This is a genomic window from Streptomyces sp. GQFP, assembly GCF_021545335.1.
Taxonomy (GTDB): domain Bacteria; phylum Actinomycetota; class Actinomycetes; order Streptomycetales; family Streptomycetaceae; genus Streptomyces.
The window spans coordinates 7135705-7159534 of sequence record NZ_CP089312.1; the positions used below are offsets into that span (position 1 = coordinate 7135705).

At 64.3% G+C, this 23830-nt stretch carries 24 protein-coding genes; 16 read left to right on the forward strand and 8 right to left on the reverse strand.

Annotation, left to right across the window (positions count from 1 at the left end):
* Positions 1 to 15 precede the first annotated feature (15 nt).
* Positions 16 to 3033 carry a LysM peptidoglycan-binding domain-containing protein gene (locus LUX31_RS32240; RefSeq protein ID WP_235478832.1) on the forward strand — a complete coding sequence of 1006 codons (3018 nt, stop codon included), beginning with the start codon at positions 16 to 18 and terminating at the stop codon, positions 3031 to 3033.
* Between the two features lie 137 nt (positions 3034 to 3170).
* Here the strand turns inward: LUX31_RS32240 and LUX31_RS32245 are convergent, their stop codons facing one another.
* The 4 genes from LUX31_RS32245 to LUX31_RS32260 all read right to left on the reverse strand — a co-directional run bounded on the left by LUX31_RS32245 (position 3171) and on the right by LUX31_RS32260 (position 6116).
* Positions 3171 to 3860, reverse strand: a complete 690-nt coding sequence (locus LUX31_RS32245) for a winged helix-turn-helix transcriptional regulator (RefSeq protein WP_235478833.1) — start codon at positions 3858 to 3860, stop codon at positions 3171 to 3173.
* 310 nt (positions 3861 to 4170) lie between these two features.
* The gene (locus LUX31_RS32250; RefSeq protein ID WP_268828272.1) at positions 4171 to 4974 is read right to left on the reverse strand and encodes an SAM-dependent methyltransferase; all 804 of its coding nucleotides are present in this window, start codon (positions 4972 to 4974) and stop codon (positions 4171 to 4173) included.
* An 81-nt stretch (positions 4975 to 5055) separates the two neighbouring features.
* On the reverse strand, positions 5056 to 5286 hold the full coding sequence (locus LUX31_RS32255) for a DUF397 domain-containing protein (protein WP_235478835.1): 231 nt from the start codon (positions 5284 to 5286) through the stop codon (positions 5056 to 5058).
* Entirely contained in the window at positions 5283 to 6116 is an 834-nt protein-coding gene (locus LUX31_RS32260) for a helix-turn-helix domain-containing protein (protein ID WP_443046086.1), read from the reverse strand. The genes LUX31_RS32255 and LUX31_RS32260 overlap by 4 nt, the downstream gene beginning before the upstream one ends.
* 440 nt (positions 6117 to 6556) lie before the next feature.
* Here LUX31_RS32260 and LUX31_RS32265 point away from each other — a divergent pair, with 440 nt between their 5' ends.
* The 14 genes from LUX31_RS32265 (at position 6557) to LUX31_RS32330 (ending at position 18033) form a co-directional block, all read left to right on the forward strand.
* On the forward strand, positions 6557 to 6994 hold the full coding sequence (locus tag LUX31_RS32265) for an ATP-binding protein (protein ID WP_235478837.1): 438 nt from the start codon (positions 6557 to 6559) through the stop codon (positions 6992 to 6994).
* Positions 6995 to 7247: 253 nt separating this feature from the next.
* A complete protein-coding gene (locus LUX31_RS32270) occupies positions 7248 to 8126 on the forward strand; it encodes a winged helix-turn-helix transcriptional regulator (RefSeq protein WP_235478838.1) in 879 nt (292 codons plus the stop codon).
* A 726-nt stretch (positions 8127 to 8852) separates the two neighbouring features.
* Positions 8853 to 9455 (forward strand): hypothetical protein, encoded by a 603-nt coding sequence (locus LUX31_RS32275; RefSeq protein ID WP_235478839.1) that lies wholly within the window; start codon positions 8853 to 8855, stop codon positions 9453 to 9455.
* Positions 9456 to 10414: 959 nt separating this feature from the next.
* Positions 10415 to 10789: a hypothetical protein gene (locus LUX31_RS32280; RefSeq protein ID WP_235478840.1), complete on the forward strand. Its 375-nt coding sequence runs from the start codon at positions 10415 to 10417 to the stop codon at positions 10787 to 10789.
* A gap of 75 nt (positions 10790 to 10864) precedes the next feature.
* Entirely contained in the window at positions 10865 to 11245 is a 381-nt protein-coding gene (locus LUX31_RS32285) for a hypothetical protein (protein WP_235478841.1), read from the forward strand.
* Positions 11246 to 11365: 120 nt separating this feature from the next.
* Complete coding sequence (locus tag LUX31_RS32290) at positions 11366 to 11761, forward strand: hypothetical protein (RefSeq protein WP_235478842.1); 396 nt, start codon at positions 11366 to 11368, stop codon at positions 11759 to 11761.
* Positions 11762 to 12518: 757 nt separating this feature from the next.
* Positions 12519 to 13097 (forward strand): hypothetical protein, encoded by a 579-nt coding sequence (locus LUX31_RS32295; RefSeq protein ID WP_235478843.1) that lies wholly within the window; start codon positions 12519 to 12521, stop codon positions 13095 to 13097.
* 102 nt (positions 13098 to 13199) lie between these two features.
* On the forward strand, positions 13200 to 13505 hold the full coding sequence (locus LUX31_RS32300) for a hypothetical protein (protein WP_235478844.1): 306 nt from the start codon (positions 13200 to 13202) through the stop codon (positions 13503 to 13505).
* A 170-nt stretch (positions 13506 to 13675) separates the two neighbouring features.
* Positions 13676 to 13936 carry a hypothetical protein gene (locus LUX31_RS32305; RefSeq protein WP_235478845.1) on the forward strand — a complete coding sequence of 87 codons (261 nt, stop codon included), beginning with the start codon at positions 13676 to 13678 and terminating at the stop codon, positions 13934 to 13936.
* A complete protein-coding gene (locus LUX31_RS32310) occupies positions 13933 to 14505 on the forward strand; it encodes a hypothetical protein (RefSeq protein WP_235478846.1) in 573 nt (190 codons plus the stop codon). Before LUX31_RS32305 ends, LUX31_RS32310 begins: the two co-directional genes overlap by 4 nt.
* A gap of 195 nt (positions 14506 to 14700) precedes the next feature.
* Entirely contained in the window at positions 14701 to 15180 is a 480-nt protein-coding gene (locus LUX31_RS32315) for a hypothetical protein (RefSeq protein ID WP_235478847.1), read from the forward strand.
* Between the two features lie 157 nt (positions 15181 to 15337).
* Complete coding sequence (locus tag LUX31_RS32320; protein ID WP_235478848.1) at positions 15338 to 15934, forward strand: DUF7178 family protein; 597 nt, start codon at positions 15338 to 15340, stop codon at positions 15932 to 15934.
* 494 nt (positions 15935 to 16428) lie between these two features.
* Positions 16429 to 16701 (forward strand): hypothetical protein, encoded by a 273-nt coding sequence (locus LUX31_RS32325; protein WP_235478849.1) that lies wholly within the window; start codon positions 16429 to 16431, stop codon positions 16699 to 16701.
* Positions 16702 to 16839: 138 nt separating this feature from the next.
* Positions 16840 to 18033 (forward strand): DUF932 domain-containing protein, encoded by a 1194-nt coding sequence (locus LUX31_RS32330; RefSeq protein ID WP_235478850.1) that lies wholly within the window; start codon positions 16840 to 16842, stop codon positions 18031 to 18033.
* 148 nt (positions 18034 to 18181) lie between these two features.
* Here LUX31_RS32330 and LUX31_RS32335 read toward each other — a convergent pair whose 3' ends face one another.
* Positions 18182 to 19393, reverse strand: coding sequence for a hypothetical protein (locus LUX31_RS32335; RefSeq protein ID WP_235478851.1), 1212 nt, complete (start codon positions 19391 to 19393; stop codon positions 18182 to 18184).
* Positions 19394 to 19480: 87 nt separating this feature from the next.
* Between LUX31_RS32335 and LUX31_RS32340 the strand changes: the two genes are divergently transcribed.
* A protein-coding gene (locus tag LUX31_RS32340) for an IS3 family transposase (RefSeq protein WP_235478852.1) occupies positions 19481 to 20661 on the forward strand; the annotation gives its coding sequence in 2 pieces (ribosomal slippage) (positions 19481 to 19745 and positions 19745 to 20661; 1182 coding nt in all).
* Between the two features lie 40 nt (positions 20662 to 20701).
* On the opposite strand, the gene LUX31_RS32345 is transcribed toward LUX31_RS32340, so the two are convergent.
* The 3 genes from LUX31_RS32345 to LUX31_RS32355 all read right to left on the reverse strand — a co-directional run bounded on the left by LUX31_RS32345 (position 20702) and on the right by LUX31_RS32355 (position 23556).
* A complete protein-coding gene (locus LUX31_RS32345; RefSeq protein ID WP_235478853.1) occupies positions 20702 to 20854 on the reverse strand; it encodes a hypothetical protein in 153 nt (50 codons plus the stop codon).
* Between the two features lie 79 nt (positions 20855 to 20933).
* Positions 20934 to 21971, reverse strand: a complete 1038-nt coding sequence (locus tag LUX31_RS32350) for a UvrD-helicase domain-containing protein (protein WP_235478854.1) — start codon at positions 21969 to 21971, stop codon at positions 20934 to 20936.
* The gene (locus LUX31_RS32355) at positions 21958 to 23556 is read right to left on the reverse strand and encodes an ATP-dependent nuclease (protein ID WP_235478855.1); all 1599 of its coding nucleotides are present in this window, start codon (positions 23554 to 23556) and stop codon (positions 21958 to 21960) included. Before LUX31_RS32355 ends, LUX31_RS32350 begins: the two co-directional genes overlap by 14 nt.
* Positions 23557 to 23830: the final 274 nt, after the last annotated feature.

Here is a 23830-nt window from a genome sequence, read left to right on the forward strand (position 1 = left end):
CGCGGCGCCGACCTGGTGTGGCGCAGCGCCCACCTGCTGCGCGGCCTGCTCGCCACCGGGGTACTCACCGCCCTCGCCGCCGGGATTCCCTGGGGCCTGGCCTGCTACATCGGCTGGCCGCTCCCGCACCACGTCCCCACCTGGCCCGAGTTCGAAGCGGCCCTGCTCGCCCCGATGAGCACAAACTTCCTTCTCCGCACCCTGGCATGCATTCTCTGGCCGGTCTGGAGCGCATTCGTCTTCGACGTCGCCCGCGCAACCGCCGACGAGATCCGGTACCTTCCCCGCCCCGCCATATCGCACGCTGGCCCGCTGAACGCCCTGGCCACCGTGCTCGTCGGAACCATCATCATGGCTATGCTCCCCCAGCGGCCCACCACCCCCGCAGCCGCCGCTCCAGCCTCTGCCGCGACGAGCACCGTCATCACGGAGAGCAGCTCAACGCTCCTGCCGACCAGGCTGGTTGCCATCGCCCGGCCCGTCACCGCACAGACGCAAGGCCGCAGCCACGCCACCGGGACTGTCGAAGTCGAGTCGCCCCACGCCGGCATCTACGACAGCCTGTGGCGCATCGCCGACCGAGCCCTCGGCGACGGGAACCGCTGGCCCCAGATCTACGCACTCAACCGCGGCCGCCCCCAGCCTGACGGACGTACCCTGACCACCCCGAACCTGATCCGCCCCGGCTGGATACTGCGCCTGCCCGACCATCCGCGCGCCCCCGGCACCCGCGATCCCGGACACCGAGAGTCTGCCACCCCGGCACCGGAATCTCCCCGCCCACCGCACACCAGTGCCCCCACCACACCGAACCCCGCAGAATCACCGGACACCTCGCCGCCCACCAGCACAGAGCCACCCGGCGCCACACCTTCGGCACCGCCCTCTGCCCCCAACGACTCATTGCCGCCCCTGCCTTCTCATGAGTCCCCCCGACAGCCCGGCATCAGCCTGCCCACGGGAGCGTTCGTCGGCATCGGCCTCGCCGCGCTGATCACCGCCGTCCTGCTCACTGTCCGACGCCGCCACCGGGTGCGCTACCGTCCCGGCAGCGGCGAACGCGACGACCTGACCATCGCCCCCGTCGTACGCGCCCTGCGCCTCGCCCACGACGACTCAACCCGCACCGACGACCCCGACGACGCACCTGCCGACGCCGACCGGCCCGCACATCCCCGCCAAGCCCTTCCCCGGACCCCGCAACCGACCGACGAGAACGTTGTGCCGGCCGCGCCCCTACCTACGAACGAACGGGTCATCGGAGTCAACGACGGTCAGGCAGTCGCGTGGAACATTGCCCGAGCCCGCGGACTCGGCCTCATCGGCCCAGGAGCCCTCGACGCCATCCGCGCCCTGCTCGTTGCCCTGCTCGCCGAACCCCGTTGCTCCACTACCAGCGCTGTCGAGATCCTCATCCCAGCCTCCGACGCTCGCACGCTTCTCGGCGAACACCCCAGCCACCTTGCCCGACTACGCGTTGTCGACGACCTCGACGCGGCGCTGGACACGATGGAGGCCGAACTCCTCGCCCGCACGCCCACGGACGCTGGCCCCGGCACCGTCCCAGACGAGGCCGGCCCGCCCGTCGGAGACCTCGTGCTCGTCGCTACCCCGGCTCCGCACGCCGACCGCCGTCTGCAAGCCGTCCTCGACAACGGATCCACACTCGGGCTGGCTGGCGTTCTCTACGGACAATGGCGCCCCGGAGGCACCGCCCGCATCCGGCCCGACGGCACCGTCGCCGCAACCAGCTCCTCCGTCGCCGACCTACTCACAGGCGCCCGGTTATTCACTCTGCCCACCAACGACGCCCAAGCACTGCTCGATCTCCTCCACGATGCGCAACCAGCGCAACACCCCAAAGCCCAGCGGCCTCCGGCCGCCCCGCCCATGCCACCACTTGCATCCGACCGGCACGACCTCGATACCGAAGCGCACACTCCCCGGCCTGCGCCTGCGAGGCCCCGCCGTGGCCTCGCCTACGGACCTGCTTCTCGCCCCCGGGCCCAGCAACCGCCGCCCTCGGAGGATCGCGGGCACCCAGTTGGCCCTGACGATGCGCAACGGGAAGAAGCATCCGCGACAACATGTTATGGCGATCCACCACCAGCAAACGTAAGATCCTCGGCTGTCCACGTACCAGACCGTGAACACACGTTTCGTAAGACTGACGACGGATCCGGCCTTTACACGCGGCTGACCGCCGAAGGCCGCCATACCGAGCGAGCTCCCTCGGCCCCACGGCCGCTGCAGCTGGCCGTCCTCGGCCGCATACGGCTGACGCATTATCAACCCGGCGGTGACGAACACGCCGATCTGAGCCCCGCTCTCGCCCCCAAGCAGCGTGAAGTCCTCGCCTACCTTGCGCTCCACCGCGACGGAACCCGCCGTGAGGCCCTGACCACCGCTATATGGCCGGATGCGCCGCGAGACCGCCCCTACAACAGCTTCCACGCGACGCTGAGCCAGCTACGGCGGGCACTGCGCACCGCGACCCACGACGTGCTCAGCGACGTCACCGTCCATTCCGACGGTCACTACGGCCTGGACCGCGACCAGGTCACGGTTGACCTGTGGCACCTGCAGGACGCTCTGGAGAACAGCCGACACAACACCAGCGAGCACTACCACCGCACTGCCCTGGAACACGTTGTCGAGCTCTACGGCGGCGACCTTGCCGGCGATCTGTCCGCGGAATGGATCGAAGCTCCCCGCGAAGCTCTCAGACGCGATGTGCTGGACGCTGTCAGCGCTCTGGTTCGCATCCTGCGCGACGACGAGCCCGAGCAGGCACTGGCCCTCCTGGAAAGGGCTCGCACCCTGGATCGCTACAACGAAGCCATCTACCGCGACATCGCGCGGTTCCAGGCTCACCTCGGCCAGCAAGAAGCGATTCCCCGCACCCTCACCCTGCTCACCACAACGCTCGCCGAAATCGATGACGCGCCGAGTCAGGAAACCGTGGACCTGTGCGACTTCCTCCAGCGTTCCCGGTCGGCCAAACGCATTACGGGCGGCAGAACAGCCGGCTGACGATTCCGACGACCTGAGCCGCCTCCTCACAGCTTCGATGCGGGCACGCTGCTCGTGATGCCGTAGCGGTCGGTGCAGAATCGCACAGCGCGAATCAGCAAGACAGCGCTCGATGCCGAACAACCCCGACACTGTGCTCAGTCGCCCCCTGATTTCTCAGCGCGTCGCCGCTGCCGAGCATGTTCCACGAGATCTGCGTTCGACTCCGCCCATACGACAACTGGCACCATCGCGGTGAGTAACTCTTTTGCCGGAGGAGTCAACTCGTACGCTGAACGGTAAGGGAATTCGGTTTCCCGGTTATGCTTGACGAGGTCGCCCTGTTCCAGGCGTCGAAGGGTCCGGTTCAACGTGCCGTCGCGAAGGTAGTTGTGCTTTTTACCGGGCCAGCCACTGCCGTTCTGCTTCGACTGAATGGCATCGAGAAGAATCGTGTAGTGCAGGGGTCCGCCATGAAGAGTCACGAGGACGTCCCACGTCCATTCGCCACTTATCAGATGCCGGACGTCGTGAATTCCCTGCAGAAATCGATCGCTATCTGCCGTCGGGAATTTCTCCGGGTTTCGCTGAAGATACTCGCTGCTTCCGTCACGCTGCCGTCCTTGATCGCCGTCTGAGCCGCGTCTCCGCCAGCGGCCTATGCGATCGGGCACGAAATCCTCCCTCTGGGATAGCCGTAACGCGATCTTGCCGAACCGGTCGTCACTGTGCCTCTTCATTTCGTTTCGAAGGCAGGAGGCGAGGGCGCCGCCCGCGGGGATGAGACAGAACACCGCATAGGAGTCTTGGAAGGCGACACCTGCCACACGGACGATCAGCCTGTGCATCGGGCACTAGCGGTAGACGTGCCCGGCGATGGCGGGTGCCGAGACCCTGTCACGAAAAGCTCCTCTTGTGCGAAGGAAGGCCCCGGGCCTGGTTCCCGGTCGGCGGAGCGGTGGTGCCGCTGGCCGGCTGATGGGTAGTAGGCACGGCGGTGGGCCGGGGGATAACAGTTGCTGCCTCTGGCATACACCAAGGCACTGACGTAACTTCAAGGTCAGTGCGCGGAGCTGCAGTGCAGAGGCGTTGGCCGTGAACGGGTACCTTTCGTTTGAAGCAGACACGACGCTCAAGTCCGCAACGCCAGCCCAGGCATCACCGTTTGCGGGCAACCCCCACATACAACGGGATCTGCTCACCCTCGCTGTGCTGTTCCCCTGGCCCCGGGTGCCAGAGGGTGGCGAGCTCTATGCCAGGGTCGACAAGCTCAAGGCCCTCAAAGAACCTCGCAAATTCACTGCGCGACCGTACTTGCGCGGGAGTTCCTCCCTTACGGTAGACCTCGACAACGCGTTCCCAGGTCTCGGGATCAAAATCTCCTGTCGTGTGGGAGAGCGCCAAATAGCTCCCAGGCGCCAGTGGCTTTAGCAGCTCACCTACGATTCGGTAGGGATCATCCTCGTCGGTCACGAAGTGCAGGAGGGCAACCAACGAGAGAGCGATCGGCTGCTCGAAGTCCAGAACCTCCTTTGCCGCTGCGAGGATCCTTCCCGGATCCTTCACATCGGCATGAATGTATGCAGTACGTCCCTCTGGCGTGCTGTGAAGAAGTGCCTCGGCATGCCTGAGGACGATCGGGTCGTTGTCTGCGTAGACCACGCGGGTGCTGGGCGCGATTGCTTGGACGACCTGATGCAGGTTCGGCTCGGTCGGTATTCCGGTACCGATATCGAGGAATTGACGGATTCCTCGTTCGGCCAGTAATCGGGAGGCCCGGTGCATGAAGTCGCGGTTGACTCGTGCGCCCTCTTCGATGGCGGGGAAGTGGGATTTCACCTTTTCTGCGGCTTCCCAGTCGACGGGATAGTTGTCTTTGCCACCGAGGTAGTAGTCGTACATGCGGGCCGAGTGGGGTTTGCTCGTATCGATAGCATCCGCACTGATTCCTGAATCTGTCACTTCGATCCTCCGATGCTGCATCGGTGTGATTCTAAGGTTTCGGTTATTTGTGGCTGGACGATGTTCTTGCGAGCTGCTGCCTCAAGCGACAAGGAAGTCCGCCATTCCGGATTTGGCTGCCCCAACGAAGGCGGAAATCGCAGAGGAGGTCCAGATGAGAGCTGGGCCCTCCGGGTCTGTCGACTGCCTGATCGCCACGTGCCCACCGTCAAGTTTTTTCGCTTCGACACAGTTGCCGTTGTTACTGCCGCTCCACGGCTTCTGCCACCCTTCAGTCCCCAAATCCCTTGCGGCGTTCATGGCGTGCTTCATCGTTCTAGCTCCTTGCGGACGTCCGAGAGGAATCCCTTGGTACGTCCCTTGGACATTGCTTGGGTACTCATCCGGTCGAACACCTCACGGTGCAGCGCAACTTCCTCCCGCTCCTCGCTGTACCGGGCGCTGCTGAGGTTGTCCGTACCGACGATGTCCGGGAAATCCGGCATCGGGAGACGGAAAAGAGTGAAAGGCCCGAACGCGCCTGGGTGCAGCCCGGCCGCGAACGCCAGCACCTGAAGTGTCACGTGCGGAAGGTCCATCACCTCGATCAGATGATCGACTTGGGCCTTCATGACCTCAGGCTCGCCGGCCGGACGCCGCAACACGGTCTCGTCCATGATGATCCACAACTGGGGCGGAGGCGGATCCTGACGGGTGAGCAGTGCCTGGCGCTCCATGCGAAGCGCTACGCGCCGTTTCAGTTCGTCCGGCGTCGGGCGGGGACGGTTCAGCCGCAGAACATCGCGGGCGTAGCCCTCGGTCTGGAGGAGGCCCGGAACGACGTGGGGTTCGTAGCCCCGGATTTGGGTGGCCGAGGTCTCCAGACTGACGTGGACCGCAAACCAGCTCGGAAGGGCATCACGGTAACTCTGCCACCAGCCGTGCTCGTTGGCTTTCACCGTGAGGGTGAGGAACTCTTCCATCTCGGCTTGGCTAACCTCGTAAAGCTCCAGCATCGCCTTGACCGTCGCCCACTTCAGGGTGACTCTGGCCTGTTCCATCCTGGTGACCGTCGTGTGGGCAACGTGCAGTCTCCCGCCGACGTCCTGTGCGGAAAGGCCTGTTGTCCGCCGCAACTCCTGTAGCCGTCTGCCCAGGACCATCTGCAGAACGGTCGGGGCAGAACGCGGTGCGCTCACGCCGTATGCCTCCTTGACGCCCGGTCGTCAGCAGTGTGCCACGCCACACACGGCACGGGACAGGGTGCACACATGAGATGTGCACTGTGCAGACTGATGGGTTGCCAAGTTACTTGCGAGGCGAGCATAGTGACGAGGTGACCAAGTTCACCCGTGTCCAACGGCAGGTGCCGACCGCGCGTAAGCGGTGCACCGCGCCGCGGGTGGCCCGCCCTGGATGCTGTGCACCGTGCGCCTCAGATGCACCATGTCCCCCTGCCCGCAAGACTCATGGCGGGGGATCGCGTCACAAGCCCGAACTCGCAGGCTGGTGGCCCTCATTGACTTCCCCGGGACCGCGAGGCCGTCACGGTCCTCGCAGCGCATGGTCTCGCCAGGCATCCGCCCCACGTTAGGAATCAGTCGTGGCCTTGTCCGACGCCACCACAACGGGAGCCCCACCTCCTGCACTTGAGGGCACCGCACACCGAGTTGTCTTCGACCTCCCCGCTGACGGCCAGGCCGTCGGAGAGGCCCGTCACCTCGCCCTGGCACACCTCAGAAGCTGGGGTATCGGTTCCGACGGCTGCGACACGGCTGTCCTCGTCGTGAGTGAGTTGTTCACCAACGCCGTGATCCACACGAGCAGCAAGACCGTCACGTGCAGCCTGGGAGCCACGTCAGACCAACTGCTGATCCAGGTCCTCGACGACGGCAGCGGTCACTCCGCCCCCAACTTCCAGAAGGCCGGCCTCCGTGACGAGGGGGGCCGCGGACTGATGCTTGTCAAGAGCATGACCGAACGCTGGGGGGTGGGCCGAGTCGTCTGGGCGACGCTTCCGATGGCCGAGGGACAAGAGTGAAAGAGCCTTGGGGGTCGACGTGCCCAACATCCCACCGAACAGGGTCACTTGGCTGCGCGTCATGCCTGCGTGCGTTGCGTCGTGTGCCCCGGGTGGTCCTGCCCTCGACTGACGAAGGCCTGTTGATCAGCGATCAGATCGAGCTTGCCGGGTCGTGATACCCCTTCCCGCTCCAGCTCGACCCGACGCCGGAGTCGGCCTCCGCTTCCATCGGCTTGTTCTGAATGAAACACCAATTTCGGGAAGGCGGATCGTGAGCCAGTTGATGGACGAGGACTCACGACGGCTACGAGGGATTGATATGGCCCTCGACCTATTCAGAAATCGCTGGACGTACCCTGTCCTGACCGCGCTCAGCAGTGAACCGCTCCACCCTGCACAATTGATCGCACGGATCAACAAGGAAAACGCGAGCTATGTGGACTTGGCGAGCACGCGAACCCTCCACGAGAAAACACTCTTCGCGACACTGCGCCGGATGGAGTCGCAAGGGCTCATCGCCCGTAAGAACATAGCAGGCAGACCCGGAAGCGCCACTCAACGGGAGTTGACCTCCATGAGCCGGGAACTGCTGATCTCTATGCATCGCATGGCGGAGTGGGCCAGTGACTACCGCGATCAACTCACCATCACTGTGCGGGAGCATGAAGAACCTTTACAGAGAAACCCAAGCCTTGCAAACTCTGGAGTCGCAGGACCATCTTCGCTGACACCGGAAAAGAGCTCCTGGCGGAGTATTGGAGTTGCGTTGACAATCCTGCGTTTGCGGTGGAGCTTCTCAGTAATCCATCAACTCAGTCATGGACCTCAGCACCCCACCGGAGTAGCTGCCGCGATCAACGCCAGAGTCGATAAGAACCGCGACATTATGGGAAACCGTACCCTGTCGGCAAAGGTCCTCTGGGACACCCTGCATCGACTGATCGATGCTGGACTTGTCAACCATCAACCGCGAGCCGGTCAGTTCGCTTCAACTGCACAATGCACCCTGACAGCGCGTGGCTACTCTCTCCTCGGAGCCCTTTCACCCATCGGCACCTGGGCAACCGGCCACGAGGAACACCTCACGGTGACCACCCGCAAGCGCCGCGGATTTATCGACCTCTCTGCGCCTGGAAAATTCGCAGGTTAGTTACGCCTCGCGGAAAATGAACAGTGGTCTGCCAGCAAGGATTCCAATTTCGATGCTAATTCATCTTCCAATGCGTCTGCCTGCTAGGTCGGCAGCCTCCGTGGCAATCCTTGGCGCAGGTGGTTGCCGCCACGGCCACTTCCAAGGCTGTGCGCAACTGTGGTGCCGGTAGGCGCATCAACAGACGGGGCGGGGTTGAGATGGGTGATATGTGAATGGTGTTGTTTTATTTTCGGTTTTTGGATTGATTCCGCTTTGGCGTCTTTAAAATGCTTGATTCGATTCCGCACCCTCCTCCTTTGCTTGCTTTGAATTGAATTTCCGACCGTGCTGCCATTCGCCTTCAAGGGTCACCTTTTTTGGTGATGCTGACTTATCTGTTGGTTCTGTATTTCTGTAAAGAATAGGGAAATGTTGGTGGCGGCTCTTGAATTAAAGCGAGAAAGCGCGAGAATGGAAGGGAAGGGACGCTGTACAGAGGGTACGCGTCACGAATGATCGGAGAGGATCGTGAGCGATCTTCCCGCAAATGGGATACAGGCGAATAAGCCTGTGGGAGAAGTCACGGCAGAGGACATGAAACGAGTGACGTCGGAGGACTTTACGGAACTGCAAAGGATCGCGCGCGGATACTGCCGCACGGTCGATTCCACGCGGTCCCGTAAGCGGATGGACGGAAGCGCGACCGTGGTGCGTAGTGGGTCCGCACGGTACGGGACGGATGACGTGAGCGACGACGTCACTCAGGATGCCGTTTTGATCTTCACGAAGCGGCTGCGCGAAGTCATCGCAACCTGCGAGGTTTCGGCGGTTTGGGTGGAAACCCGCGAAGTGTGCGCATGGCAGTACATTCGCAGGGACGGGGAAACGATCATCGTGACCCGTGGAAAGCTCCATTATTGGGCGGTGCGAGATGCTGCCGCACGCAACGGGTACCGACTGGACGTCAAACCGGAGCCAATGGACGTTATTCCGGGCGCACAGATCACGCGCGGAATCCCGCACGCGGACAAACTGTCCACCCTGGCGGTAACGCCGTATCTGTCGGGGCAGAGCGAAACGATTTTTCGGTCTGCCTGGGGCGACGGACGCGAATTCCCGGTTTTGAGCACGATCCTGGACATCGCGAAGCAGGCGGATGATCTCGGTCGTACCAGTGTGCTCGGACGGACCGCGCAAGATCTGTACGGCGGACCGCGTCACTCGTCATCCAAAGTACAGCGCACGCGTGACGCTGCGGTCAAGGAATGGCGAGCGTTGACCGCGTCCCTTGACTCTGTGCGCGACGAACTGGTCTACCGCAGCACCGAGCCGCCGCACACGGCCTGATAACGGGCAGCTGTAAGGGTCCCTGAGGTTGAATCCCAGGGACCCTTCGCGTTGTCCCAAGCGGCGATGTATGCGTCTGCACCATGGGCGGGATTCGATGGCGTTTGGCGGTCCCGGGCATGGGTGGGAACGACCTATGGCAGCAACCGATCGCCGCAACACTCGCGTGATTCCTTGAATGCCGGACGCGCGGCAGAATCAGCTGTTCGGCCGTATCTTTGCGCGCCGGAAGATTCTTGAAATCATTTTCAATGATCGGTATTTGGACGGTCCGACGCCCCGTATATAGGTGAGAGCGCGTAACGGCAGCAGTCGAACGCGTGAATGCCAGTCTGCCGTTTCCTGTCCATTGCTGGACGGGAATCGGTAGACGTTAATGGTTCTCGGCCGGCCGGGCAGCCAATGCGTGTGCCTGGATGCAATTGGGTGCGCCTTCGCATGCCCAAAAAGATCTTCGATGACCAATCCCCTTGATCGGTAATTGGGGGTTTGGGGATCTGTATTTAAGTGTGCATGCGATACGGGCGCCGCAGCCTACAGGTGGCGCATCCGTTCGCCTCTGATTTTCCGGACGGTAAAGAATCTTGCGGAAATTCTCGCTTGAGCGGTAATTGGGCCGTCTGGGGAGTCGTATTTGAGTGAGAGCGTATTGCGCTTTCATGGACGGAGGAAAGCGTGATTTTGTTTGATGGCGCTACGCGTACACGAACCAAGATCGGCTATTTCGTCGGCAGGAGCTTGCCGTTCTTCGCTTATCTCGGCGGAATGCTGCTCGCATTGGTGTTCGGGTCGAAGTGAATTACTGCGTGGTATGGGTGACAGTCCGGCTCCTGCCCGGGCTGTCACCTGCCTGCTGTAGTCGCATGATCGAGGAACCGTGACTCGCCACGGCGAAAGGGTGGCGGTCGCTGCGCAACTCGATCAAGTGTCCCTATTTCTGGTCAGGTGGGGAGCTGATCATGAGTGACAGCACGCTGGTTACCAGCGACTTAATCAACCTGTATGACGCTGCGCTTCTGTGCGGCGGCTTCACGGTCCGGCTCAACGCGGACGGAACTATAACCCCGGCGGCAACCGGGTTTGCCGTGTCCGCGACTGACGAACGACGGTCTGTCCCGGTCGACGTACCGTTTGCGGACTTCGCATCGGTCGTTGAACGGCTGCGCACCCTATACCCCACCGCGAACGCCGTTGGGGGATGGGTGGACGGCCAGTGGTTGTACCTGGACCCGGTCGAGATCATCGACGACCGGTCCAAGGCGGAGTCCCTCGGCCGTCTGCGGAATCAGATCGCGATCTATGACCTGTCCGCCTCCGAAGAGATCAGGCTCTGAGCCTGCCCGTGATCAACGGTCCTTGCAGGGGCCGCTGTTCGCGGGCAGGACCAGAACCGATCTGGGGAGGCGATCATGAAACTTGTCTCATGCACCACCGGCCAGGAGATAACCCCCGGCGCGACGCTACACATGCAGTCCGGCCCAACGGCGGGACGGGCGTGGCGCTTTGAGCACATCGTCGAGCGGCCGGACGGCAGTCACCACGTGCACGTCACGCGTGCCAGCGGGAAGTTGGGGCGTGTGCCGGGGCAGTACCACCCGGTCCTGTTCGGCTGCGAGATCGCGGTGGACATCACGTGGCGCCAGAACATCCGCAATACGGTACGGCATGCGTGGACCAAGGCTGACGACTACCTGATGGCGGGGGTGTTCGCCCTGGTCCCCCTCGCATTCTTCGAGCACTACCAATGGGCCGAATCGATCACGTCGGCCTTGGGGTTCGGCGGTCACTGATCTGCCGGAGTATCGGGCGCGCTCCATCGGAGTGCGCCCCCTTGCTCTTACAGACGAGAGCACATCCGTGCCGGTCGGACCGGTTGCGGATGCGTGACCCAGGGACCGAGGAGAAAGGCCATGGAAGCCCAGCAAGTTGCCGACCTGATCAACCAGGTCAGTTTCCGCCCAGGGTGGGAGTTCCGGGCAGACGTGATGGCTGACGGAGCGCCGCTCGTGATCGTTCAGGCGCTCGTCGAGACCGTCAACTCCGACCGCGACCAGGCACTCAGGGGCTACCCGGAGAAGATCCTCCTCGTGCCCGAGGCGATCATCGACGCAGCTGAGTACGTGATCGCTGACGATCTGTACACGGCCATCTTCCAGTGGATCATCGATCTGGAGATCCACGAGTGCCGTGAATTCTTCCGGGTCGGCCCGGACAAGGACGCGCCCTTCCACCCCCACCGCCCGGAGGGGCAGAGTGCGTGGGACGCGATCGTGCGCGAACCGGTCGCCGAGGATGCCGGGGCATGAGCCGCGATCGCGCGTGGCACCTGATCGGTTGGCTCGCCCTCAGCTGTCTTGTGCTGCTGAACGTGGCCCCCGGGCTGTTCGGCATCCACTGAGCCCGTCGCTCTGCTCCCCGCCCCCGCTCCATGGTGGGCACAGCGTGATCCACGTCGAGGGCATGCGGCGGCGGGCAAGTTCACCGGGGCCAACTGGCGCCGCTCGCGCCGTAGGCCAGTGCGGACGGTGGATGAGAGTTTGTCGGTGACAGAGTTCCGTGCTGCCCGATTCCCGGTGTACCGGAAGCCGAGAGCTGCGGGACCTGCCCCGGGTTGCATTCTCTACGGTCCGGCTGGGCATCGCGGAAGTCTCTACAGAGTGAGCGAGCGGCGAACCACCTCTGCACGCTGCTCAGTACTCCGGGGGACATGATCCGTGCTCCCGCCTGCGGATTCCTTCACGGTCACCGAAACGTGAGGGTGGCTCACCGGCGACCGGTCCCCGCAGTAGCGGGCGGACCCCTTCCGCAGGGTGAACCGTCTTGCACCGGACCCTGACGCAGCGCGTTCGACGCGCTGCCCACACGGACCCCCGCACCCCCTCAACTCCCCCCACCCGGAGGGGGTGCGGGCCAGGCGAGAGGCACCGCCTCCGGCCGCTCATCCCTTGGATGAGGGCCCCAAGTACCGCCGACGGGGATGCCACCCCGTTTCTTCCGTGTCTCGGACACGGTGTCTGGCGTCTTGGCGGCCTTCACCGTCCCGGTCTTGGAGAGGAAAGGACCATGCCCAAACTTGCGACCCAATCGTGGTCGGTGCGGAGGGCACTGGCTGCGCGCGAGCCGTTCGACACCTACGGTGCCTTCCGAGCCACCGACGAGTGCAGTTACTGCGTAGGGCGTCTGCCGGAGCCGTGGGCCGACTGGTACAGGTCGGACGCGGAGGCCGGGCGCATCGTCTATCAGGTCTACAGCTACAGCACCCCCATCGCGTGGGTGCTGGATGACGACACGGTCGTCATGCCGCAGGTGCGCTACTCGCCTACTACCAGCAGTCATCAGGGGCTGCTGTACGCCCTGGACAAGGCCCGCGACACCTTTCCGCAGGACACTCCGCGAGAGCCCGCGTTCGCGCCCACTCCGGCGCCCGGAAGCTGGGACTGGCCACGCGCCGACGGCTACCCCGTGGGCGGAGAGGGCCGGAACGGGCGCGGCTGGAGCTCGCGCCTCGACCGGCCGGAGGAACCCGTTCACGTGGACTTCGCGCCGGTGCGGATGGAGTACAGCGAGAGCTACAGCGTCCGTCAGGGCTGGGCCACGTCGTACGACGTCGGTCCCGCGTCCGGCGTGGAACAGGCGGCGTGACCATGAGCTACACGATCGAAATCACCCGCCACGTCGTGAGTTACCGCACCCGGGCCGGAGTCACTCCGAACGGGGGGCAGGGGGCGGTACGGCGGTGTGTGGATGGACGGTGATTCCCACACGATCGAGCCTCCGTTCACGACCTGCGAGACGTACGACGAGTACGACGCGGAATGGTGGGAGGGCGACGTGGTCGCCTGGGCCGTAGACAAGATCGACCAGACCGGGGCGACCGAAACGTCCGCCTACCCCGTCGGCGATTTCGCACCCGAGCCCGCCTGGCTCAGCGGCCGGCGCGAGGACCCGTACGAGGGCGACAACAAGGTCACCGAAACCTCCGTACGACTCACCGGCGACTGGTCCCCGCAGCAGCGTACGGATGTCTTCCGCGCCGTGAGCAGCATCTGACCCGCCTTCCGCTTGCCCCGGAACAACGCGCGTGACGCGCTGCCCGACACAGACTCCCGCACCCCCTCAACTCCCCCCACCCCGGAGGGGGTGCGGGGCCAGGCCAGGGGTGCCGCCATGCGGCGCGGCGCTCCTGGCCCATCTCGTGATCTGAAGGAGAGGACGAGATTGTGAGTACAGAGGAGATGACCGAGGTCAGGGTCGAGATGACAGTGACCGAAGAGGTGACCTACGACTTCCCGGTCACCGTGGAAATCCCCGCCGAAGTAGCCGACGACCCGGAGGCCGTGACGGACTATTTCGCCGAGAACGAAGACTTGTGGCTCGACGACCTGCCGATCGATGCGAGCAGAGGCTCGCTCTCGGTGAATGAGCGTGATGTGGAGGACGTCAAGCTCCTGCCATCCACTGAGGCGGCGTGCTCACCGTGAGCCCGTTCGCCCCGTTGACGCCCGAGCGCTTTGACGCGCCGCTGTACGAGCTGCCGCAGGAGGAGTGGTCCGAGGAGCCCCGGGACTTCACCGTCACCGTGGCCGGACCCGAGAGGTTCGACGGGGAGGAACCCTACACATACGTGGTGCGCGACCACACCGTGGAAGCGGCCTGGATCCAGGCCCTGACCTGGCACATGCGCGAGAACGAAACCCTGGACGCTCACGTGATCGCGTCCGAGTCGCACGTGGGGCTCCCGCCCGCCGACGCCGGGTACCACTGGAACGACCTGCGACCGGAAAGTCAGTCGGCCGCGATGAAGAGGACCATCGCGCAGGCCCGGGACCTGATCGCACGGTACGAAGCGGCTATCGCCGGTTTCCGCGCCGAGGACGGCGAGGACATCGACCCGGAGCAGTACGGCTCGTACGACGAAACCCGAGCCGACTTCGGCGAGGAAGCCATAGACCTGGTCAGCAGCCTGACATGGCGGCTTGAGCGTTCGCGACCACGGGTCACCGGCGCCGAACCTCCGTCCAGCTCCGCCGCGAGTAGCAGTCAGGACTAACTCGGCGACGACACTCCGCACCCCGCTCACTTCACATGCCCGGACAACAGGACCCGTGCGCGGTGCCAGTGCAGCCCGCGATGGTTGGCGATTCCGTGTCAGCACACCGCCCTGTCGGCCGCCAACCAGGGCGTGTGGCGGTCATACGTCGCCCATCCCTCACCGATTCCGCCAACTACCCGGAGGTGTTCCGCCATGAGCATCGCTGACCGTGCCGCATCCGTCTATGAGCTGCTCCAGCAATACTCCACCCATCCGGTGATCTCTGAGCACCGCGTCGCTGACATCGCCCGGACCGTCGTTCGCCTGGCCGCGCTGCTGGGCGTCGATCCCGCCCAGGTGCAGCCGAACCACAACTGGGACTACCTGGCGTTGCCGCTGACTCCGCTTACTCTGCACGCGAGCGATCCGGATGACCCGGAGCGGGTCTACACCTTCTCCTACCGCGATCCGCTCTACGACGACGAGCCGTTCTTCCTGCTCGGCCCGTGCCCGCTCTGCGAGGCCACGGTGCCGCTCGCCGAGATCCGCAGTCTGGCGGACCTTGGGGCCTTCCTGGCCAACGGGCCAGCGCCCCTCCGGGACAACGGGATTCTGCCCGGGAGCTACCCCGATGAGTTTGACCGGGACCCGGCCCACACATCCAAGTGCCCCTACCGCGAAGGCGACTGCTGAGCGAGCGACGCCGGCTGCCACACGAGTGTACGGCGCACCGCACCCGTGCAACCCCAGCGCCCGGGCCAAGCACCGGCGATCAGCGCCGGACGCCTTGGGACCGGCCCAGCCATGCCCGCCCAACTCCCGGAGGGAGGAAGCTTTGATCCCCATAAACGTGTCTCCCGAGACACGCGAGCAGTTCGTCCGCAACATCATCACCGCATGGCATTCCGCCACTTCGGAGCAGCAGCAATGCGGGCGTACCTGGTACCGCACCGCCCACGAACTCGCCGCGATGATGACCGACGGCAATCCGCGAGCGGGTGCCGGCGTCATCGCCGCCCTGTCGGCGAACAAGTCCTGGCCGGAGAACCTTCGTTTAGCCCGCCAGGCGTGTGAAACCGGCCTTAGCTCCGGGCACTTCACCGACGCCCTGCACAAGGCCGCCCAGATCATGGCCGGAGCAGATCCGGCTGACGTACTCCCCATGGAACGGAAGACCGGGCAGTTCTTCCGTCTCATCGCCAACCCGGACGACCCGGACGCCGTTGTGATCGACCGCCACGCGCACGACATCGCCGTGGGCGAGACGTACGGGAACCGCGACCGCGGCCTGTCCAGCGCCGGACGCTACGCCCTGCTGGCCCACTGCTTCCGCGAAGCCGCCCTGCGACTGGATGAGCTGCCCAGCACGGTCCAGGCAGTCACCTGGGTCGCCCACACCGAACGCATCGCAGGTACCGGAACCCGCAGCTCTCGCCGCGCCGCGTGACGACCTCCGCGACCGGTGCTCCGATCCGGAACCCTGAGCCAGATCTGTCAGGGTCCCTGTGACCGGTGCGGACCTCTGCTCCGAATCCGGTCCCGATGGCGTCGGAAAGCAGGGCGGACCAATTTTGCCCAAGGTCGGTATTCGGGCGACTTCCGTCACCGTATTCAAGCGACCCCGAACGCAAGGCCCCGTCGACCCGCCACTCGCACGGTGGGCCTTCGCGGTGACGGCGGCCTTGGCCAAGACCCGGCGGCGGCTTGGTCTGCATTCCCCGCCGCCGGTTTCCCGCCCTGGTCGGGCGGGGGATCCCGGCCTCCCTTCCCCGGGTGCTGGGCGCGCTCAGGAAAGGGGGGCCGACCGTTTGTCCCGTAGCGCCCCACGCCCGCACGCCTGCCCCGTGCTCTCCCCAGATCGGACGGAGCCAGGCGTGCGGGTCTGCGGCCCTACGGGCCCGCCCTGGCCCTTGCGAGTCTGTGGAGAGGAGGCCACCACACATGGCTAAAAGCGCGACCGCGCTGCTCCGGGAGGCACAACAGCTCGGCGCCATGATCCGAGAAACCGTTTCGAACACTCCTGTGCGCCATGTGCCCCGGAGCACCCACGATCCCCGCCCCTGGGTGCTCCACGAACCCAACCTCGGCCAGGACTTCCGGCTGACCGGACGTGCGTGCACCGCCACCTTCCCCGACCAGGTCCGCACAGTGCCCACCGATCTGCCATCGGCCCCGGCCAAGGAGCACAACGGCCCGGCAGACGGGAGGCGTTGACGGTGCCTGCGGATATCTCAGTTTCTGGTCTACCCGTGGGATGTCACGTGCCGTGCCCTTGCCATATCCGTCTGACGAACGGCGCTCAGGAGGCCCTCGGAAACCACATCCACAAGCAGATCACGAAGGAGTCGAACCATGACGACTGACGTCAACGCCGCGTTCACGCAGGAGAAGGAAGACCAGATCGAAGCCGTGCGCGAGGAGGCGCGCGCGTTCCAGGAGCGCATCGACCGGGGCGAGATCGCACCGATCGGCGACGACCGCTACCGCGTCCTCACCGGCTGGGACGCGGGTGAGACCTTCTCCGTGCAGCGCAACACCGAGGGGCGGATCGAGCAGATCCTCGCCCAGCACGGGCTGGACACCACCACCGGCGGGGCCGCCCTCTACACCACCACCCCGGCCTGGCACGGTCTGGGCGCCGTGATCCCCGGCGGGATCACGGACATCGACGAGGTGCTGAAGCTGGCTCGGATCGACTGGGAGGTCAGTAAGCGGCCTGTGCTGTACGAGTGGGATGGCGGCATCCGCGACGCCGTCGACCGCTACGTCACCGTCCGCACCGACGGAGGCGCCGCCCTCGGCACTGTGGGCGATAGATACGAGGTCTTCCAGAATCGGCGTGTCTTCGAGTTCCTTCAGGACCTGGCGCAGCGCTACGACGTGGTCTGGGAATCGGCCGGCGCCCTGCGCGAGGGCCGGAAGGTCTTCGTGACCATGCGCATCCCCCACTCGCTCGTGATCGACCGCGGCGGCCTGGACGACGAGATCGTCCTCTACCTCGCCGCGATCAACTCGCACGACGGGACGTCCTCGGCCGAGTCCGTCGTCACGCCCTGGCGGATCGCGTGCGGCAACACTGAGCGTTTCGCGACCCGGGACGCCGTACACCGCTGGGGCATCCGGCACACGAAGGGCGGCCTGACAGCCCTGGAAGAGGCCCGCCGCACGCTCGGCCTGACGCTCGACTACGCGAAGGCCTTCGAGGCCGAGGAGAACACGCTCGTCCGCACCGACCTGCTGATCGACGACTTCCACAAGCTGATTGACGGCCTGTGGACGGTCGACGAGGACGCCAAGGACCGGGCCAGGTCCTTCGCCCAGCAACGGCACGACGAGCTGGAGGGCATGTTCCACGACGAGGCCCGGAGGCTGGGACGCACCGCGTACGCCGCAGAGCGCACCATCACCGACTACCTGGACCACCGGATGGGGGTCGTGCCCCGCAACCTCGGCGAGGACCTGGCGCGCGCCCAGCGGTCGCTGGAGGGGACGAACGACGACCTGAAGTCCAAGGCACACCGAAAGCTGCTGTTCCTGGCGCGCTGACCCAGACCGCAGCGCCCGTCCGGGACGTGTAACCGGACGGGCGGTTCCGCCAGGGCCGGTAACTCAACTGCAGGGGAGGCCAGTTAAACGGCCGTTGGGTGCCGGATCGGTCCCGGTCCACGGGCTTGGCCTGCCTTACGCTCCACTGCTAGACCCAGATCTCGTGCTCGTTGCGGTAGTGCGGCCAGGGCCTCCCAGCCTGCCGTGCGGCGAGCACATGTTTGATGCCTGCGATCCATGAGCCTGGCTGGACGAGTTCGATCATGTAGCGGTCCAGTTCGGAGCGGCCCATTTGCAGAGTCCAGCCCGGGGTCATCGTCAGGCCCCCCGGCAGTGGCACGGCTCGCAACTGTTCCTGCTGGTGGATCTCCATGACGACCTGGCCTGGCTTCAGGCTTGCCTTCCCCGATGGGAGGACCCAGTGGGCATCCAGGCCGGCCACCTGGAGAAGACCGGCCAGCGCAGGCCCAGAGGTTTCCACGACCATCGCAGCGTAGTCGCCGATCAGCCGAGCGCAGGCCACAGGATGCAAGGGATAGTTCGCCCACGGTACCCGCAGCGGATCACGAGCTGTGCTGTCCGTGCTGGTGAAGTGGATGTTGTGAACCTCGCGGCCCGCCGCGATACCAGCGCGCTCCAGCGCGGCACCCATGGTCTGCTGAAGTCGCTCGTTGAACCGCGTGGAGGGAAGACCCTGCTGGGCACATCCGAATTGGTCAATGACGTACAGGGCCCGGCTGCCGGGTACGGCGGTGGCGTAGACGCCCTCGGCCGCGGCTCGCTCAAAGGCCGAGCGCAACATGTCCAGGTGCGTGCGCAGTGGCAGGTTCAGGTCGTGGAGGAGCTCTGCAGTGTTCTCACCCGGCAGCGGACCGCCCTCCAGCACCGAGGCCCTGGCCTGGTTGATCCGCCGGATCTGGGCGCTCTTGCGGTTCTTCGGATTGGTCTTGATCTCTTCGGTTTGAGGAGGACGAACGCGGTCCCACACCGTGATGTCGCCGATGCGCAGGCAGTTCGTCAGGTCATGCAGGAGGGCGAAGCAGCCGCTCTCCTTGAAGACTCTCTCGACGCGATCGAGTTCTGCCTGCAGTCCTGCTTTGCCGTACATCGGTCCGGGTGAGTCGTTGCGGCACAAGGCGAGGATGAACGGGCGGTGGAAGCCGAAGGCCCGCCAGGCCAACCCGTCGCCCACGGAACGCAGTTGGCGAGCCAGCCGCTCGTACACATCATGCTCGAACCGCCAGGTCGCCACGTCACCAAAGTCGCGACCTGACTGCGGCTCGGGGGCCTCCGGCTGGGGCGGCTTCCCCTTACGCACCCGGTCCGCGGCACGCTTGAGCTCCCTGCGGGCCTTCTCCACCTCCAGCAGCCTGGTGATCAGTGAGGGGCCACGAAGTTTCCGGACGGGGACCCAATAGGGTTGTCCTGAACAGGAAACGAGGAAGAAGTGGCGCCACCCAGTAAGTACTCGCCGGAGTTCCGCGAGGAAGCCGTCCAGATCGCGTTGAGGTCAAGCAAGACGATCTCCGAAGTCGCCCGGGAGCTTGAGCTGAACCCGGAGACACTACGCGGCTGGGTCAAGAAGCACCAGAAGCAGCAGGAACCGGCTCCCGACGCCGAACTGACGGTAACCGAGCGGGCGCGCCTGAAGGAACTCGAACGACGCAACCGCGAGCTGGAGATGGAAGTTACCTTCCTGAAAAAAGCCGCAGCGTACTTCGCGAAGGATCCCCGGTAGCAAGCAAGTACGAGTTCATCGACGAGATGCGGCTCGACACCGAGGAGTACGCATACAGCGTCGAGTTCATGTGCGGCCAACTCGGCGTATCTAGATCCGGCTACTACGACTGGCGATCCCGCCCGGAATCCGCGACGACCCAGCGGCGCGAAGAATTGAAACTGCTCGTCGAGAAAGCCTTCGACATGTCCGACGGCACCTACGGACACCGGCGCATCCAGGCCCAGCTGCACCGCTGGGGCGTCACCGCGGGACTGGAGCTCGTCCGCCGGCTCATGCGCGAGCTGGGCCTTGAGCCCTGCCAGCCGCAGCCGAAGAGGTTCAGCCTCACCAAGGCCGCGGCCGGCCAGGTGCCGGACCTCGTCGGGCGCAACTTCACCGCGGATGCGCCCGGCGAAAAACTCGTCGGCGACATCACCTACATCTCGACCGGGGAAGGCTGGCTGTACCTCGCAACGGTCATCGACTGCTGCACGAAGGAAGTCATCGGTTACGCAATGGACGACCACTACCAAACCCCACTGATATCCAGGGCGATCCACAACGCGGCACGCAACAGGAACCTCTCGGCCGGCGCGATATTTCACTCCGACCGCGGAAGCAACTACATGTCAGCCGAGTTCGGGAAGACGCTCGACCGGTACGGACTCCGCAGATCTTCCGGCCGCACCGGGATCTGTTTCGACAATGCCATGGCCGAATCATTCTTCGGCGCCCTGAAGAACGAGCGTGCATCAAGGGTGACTTACCTGACCCGCGAGGCCGCCCGGCAGGACATCACTCGCTACATCGAATTCTGGTACAATCGCAAACGCCTCCACTCGGCAGTGGGTTACCGCCCTCCGCGCGAAGTCCACGCCGAATACGAGAAGTTGCGAATTACCGCGTGAAACAGACGGTCAGACACCTGTCCGGAAAACGCGAGACCCCTCACAGGTCCCGCTGGAAGGCAACGCCAGCCTCCTCCGTCGTACAGTCCCGCAGCTGCTGGATGAGCGCGGCCAGGACGGGCTGCATCTCCTGGTGCCGCGGGTGCGCCAGCATGTCGTCGGGGTCGTAGTAGTCGGCGTCGAACAGGCTCATCCGGCCAGTGTGACGATCAGCTGGCTATCCTGCTCCGGTTTTTCCAGGCTTCGGAGGAAATAACCCATGTAAGCGGGCTCTACGGGATCACGAAGGTCACGCTGTACCGGGCTCGTGTCACCGCGACGTACAGCTTGAAGCGACCGCCATCAGCCAGCTCGGACTCCCGGTTCCGGTAGTACTTGGTGATCGGCTGAGTCGGGAAGATCAGTACCCGGTCGAAGGTGCACCCCTTCGACTGGCCGAAGTTCATGGCATCGAGTCCCTGAGTCCTGGTCCGCTTGTCCCACCTCAGCACGACCGGCTCGTACTGCTCGACGTACCCCTCCACCTCGGCCGGCGTGATCGCAGAGACACCGTCGTGGCCTGTGATCTCGGTGTTTTTGGAGATCGTTCGCGGCAGGTCCGGGAAGAGGCCGTCAGCAAAGTCGCAGATCGCCTGGTTGCATCGATAGCTTTCAAGCCGGTGCTCGATCTCGCAGATGTCCTTGCGCTCGTCCAGCCAGTCCGCGATGCCGCTGCCCTTGTACCGCTTGTTCTTGGTCGAGTTGTTCGTAGCGAAGGTGGCTTGTCTCGGGTCCCCGACGACCGTGATCGCGGCAGACGATTTCAGCAACAGGTCGAGGATTTCGAGGTCGTAGCCGGCGAGGTCCTGGACCTCGTCGATGTAGATCTGGTCGTAGATCTCGGTCAGCCGGCCTACGACCTTGCCACCGCTCCGCTGATCGGCCTCGTAGGCGAAAGCGGCCACAGCGTCACGGAACATGTCGCCGTTGGTGTCGAGGTAGTACTTCTTGACGTTCGTCTTGGGGATGAACTTGTTGCGCTCCCCTACGAAGTTCAGTCCGCGCATCACTCCCACGTCGTCGAGCACGGCGCTCTGGTACGGGCGAGCGCACTGGTTCAGCAGGAACGTGAACCAGGTCATGACCGTGACGTGCTTCGGCAACAGCCCCGTGCCGGCGCTCAGCCGATCAACCAGCTGGTTCATGTTCTCGGTGGTGTAGGTGGTTACGAGCACACGTTGGCTCGGGTCGCTGAGAACGCAATCCACGATGTGCTGGGTCTTGCGGGAGCCGGCCGCGGCCAGGACGGCCAGGTTGTTATACGACGGCATCGGCGATGTACCCCGGCATGGTCACGGCCTCCTCGGCCTCGAAGATGGCCAGCGCGACGGTGGTCTTGCGCGCCTTCATGTACGCGAGCAGATCATCATCCGTGGCGAAGGTCGTTCCGAAGATGCTGTTGAGCTTGTCCCGGCCGTTCGCCTTGAGCAGCTGCGGTTCCAGCGTCGGGAAGTTCGCGTCCTCGCCCACATGCACCGAGATGTTGAGGAAGCCGCCGAAGCTCGCGTACCGCGCCTTCACATCCGCGACATTCTTGCCGTCGTTGTCGGTGACGACCGAGACCTGGTTCTGCTCCAGCAGCGACGCGATGTCGAGGAACCGCTTGAAAGACAGCCCGCGGATGTTGATCACGTCGACACCGTCTTCGACCGGCAAGCAGCCGTGCACATCACTGTAGGCGCGCTGGATGACCAGCTCGTCGGAGGGGCCCTCAACAAGAATCGAGCGGCGGGCCAGGACGACGCGCAGCGTGTCGTAGCCGGACAGCTTGCGGAAGTAGTCCTGGGTGTCGGCCGGCAGGCTGCTCAGGCGGAAGCCTTGCTGGGCGGACAGCAGGACGAGGTTCTCCAGACCCAGCTTGTTAAGCACGTACGAGCTGTGGGTGGTGATGAAGACCTGCTTGTCCTCGCACTTGGTGCTGATCTTGCGGATCAGCTTGCCCAGGTTCGGGAACGACAGGTGGTTCTCGGGCTCCTCGACCAGGACGATGTGCGCGTCCTCCACCTGCTTGTTCAGCGCCAAGAGGATCTTCAAGGTGCTCTGCTCGCCCTTGCCGACGAACTGGAACGGCAGATCGTCGAGGTGGGGCACGATGTTGCTCTCCCAGTTGGACTTCTGGGAGACGTCGATGGCCAAGGTCAGCTCTCGATCGCTGACCTCCCGCGGAGCACCGCGCAACTTCCGATTGATCTTGACGATGGAGTCATCATCGGCAAAGTTCTCCCGCAAGCTGCGGTACGCGCGGGCCAGCTCGACGCGCTCGCCGGCCTCCAGGTGCGAGCTGATGATGCCGTTGAGGTAGTAGTCGACGCCGCTCTGGAGGTGGATGTTGGTGGCGTCGATCAGGGATGCCGTGGCCGGGATCCGGTGGAAGGTGATGCCGTTGCCCGCGAAGTCGAGCCAGTCGACCTTGTAGTACTCCGTCGGCACCAGACGGACCTGCAACGGGTCCTTGATGAACTCCCGGTATTCCGCCTCGTAGTCCGGGTTCAGCGTGGCCCGGATACGGACACCGGATTCGTCGCTCTTGAGGAGGTTGTTCGTCCCCTTCAAGGTGGCAGGCGCTGCCTTCCCATCGAGGAACAGGTCGATGATGATCTCGGGCGGCTTGGCCTCAAGGCCGTCACGCAAGGCCTCGATGTACTCGTCGACGACTTCCTTGTTGAACAGGTACGGCGACAGCTCCTGCGCCAGGAGTCGGCCCCGGATCCGACCCGTCAGGGCCAGGCCGATCGCTTCGAGGAGTGTGGACTTCCCCCGGTCGTTGTCGCCAACCAAGATGTTCATCTGCGGGTCAAATTCGAGAGTGAAGTCTCGAAACGTCCGATAATTCTTGATGACGATCTTGGTGAGCACACTTCCCCCGGGTTACATATGTTCCACTTTATGATCACCCGACGTTTTGGCGAGCCCAAAGCGCATAGCAGTGGCGGCAGTTGTCATACATACCTACCGATGCGGCCGGGGTTCAGGAGAATAGCAGCCGCACCGTCCAGCATGGCCAGAAACGGCTAAACCGGCTATTTTAGAACTTTAGTTCGACAAGTCGACGGGGGTCGGCCCACACCCGACACGATCGAAGTCGGTCCAGCAGCCACAATTCCCCTCATGGACGCAGCACTTGCAGGGC

Excerpts from the sequence above, each read along its gene's own strand:
- LUX31_RS32330 (WP_235478850.1), top strand. The coding sequence starts at position 16,840 with ATGACGACTGACGTCAACGCCGCGTTCACGCAGGAGAAGGAAGACCAG.
- LUX31_RS32315 (WP_235478847.1), top strand. The coding sequence starts at position 14,701 with ATGAGCATCGCTGACCGTGCCGCATCCGTCTATGAGCTGCTCCAGCAA.
- LUX31_RS32255 (WP_235478835.1), bottom strand. The coding sequence starts at position 5,286 with ATGAAGCACGCCATGAACGCCGCAAGGGATTTGGGGACTGAAGGGTGG.
- LUX31_RS32325 (WP_235478849.1), top strand. The coding sequence starts at position 16,429 with ATGGCTAAAAGCGCGACCGCGCTGCTCCGGGAGGCACAACAGCTCGGC.
- LUX31_RS32285 (WP_235478841.1), top strand. The coding sequence starts at position 10,865 with ATGAAACTTGTCTCATGCACCACCGGCCAGGAGATAACCCCCGGCGCG.
- LUX31_RS32280 (WP_235478840.1), top strand. The coding sequence starts at position 10,415 with ATGAGTGACAGCACGCTGGTTACCAGCGACTTAATCAACCTGTATGAC.
- LUX31_RS32300 (WP_235478844.1), top strand. The coding sequence starts at position 13,200 with ATGGACGGTGATTCCCACACGATCGAGCCTCCGTTCACGACCTGCGAG.
- LUX31_RS32345 (WP_235478853.1), bottom strand. The coding sequence starts at position 20,854 with ATGAGCCTGTTCGACGCCGACTACTACGACCCCGACGACATGCTGGCG.
- LUX31_RS32350 (WP_235478854.1), bottom strand. The coding sequence starts at position 21,971 with ATGCCGTCGTATAACAACCTGGCCGTCCTGGCCGCGGCCGGCTCCCGC.
- LUX31_RS32295 (WP_235478843.1), top strand. The coding sequence starts at position 12,519 with ATGCCCAAACTTGCGACCCAATCGTGGTCGGTGCGGAGGGCACTGGCT.
- LUX31_RS32290 (WP_235478842.1), top strand. The coding sequence starts at position 11,366 with ATGGAAGCCCAGCAAGTTGCCGACCTGATCAACCAGGTCAGTTTCCGC.
- LUX31_RS32245 (WP_235478833.1), bottom strand. The coding sequence starts at position 3,860 with ATGCACAGGCTGATCGTCCGTGTGGCAGGTGTCGCCTTCCAAGACTCC.
- LUX31_RS32260 (WP_443046086.1), bottom strand. The coding sequence starts at position 6,116 with ATGGTCCTGGGCAGACGGCTACAGGAGTTGCGGCGGACAACAGGCCTT.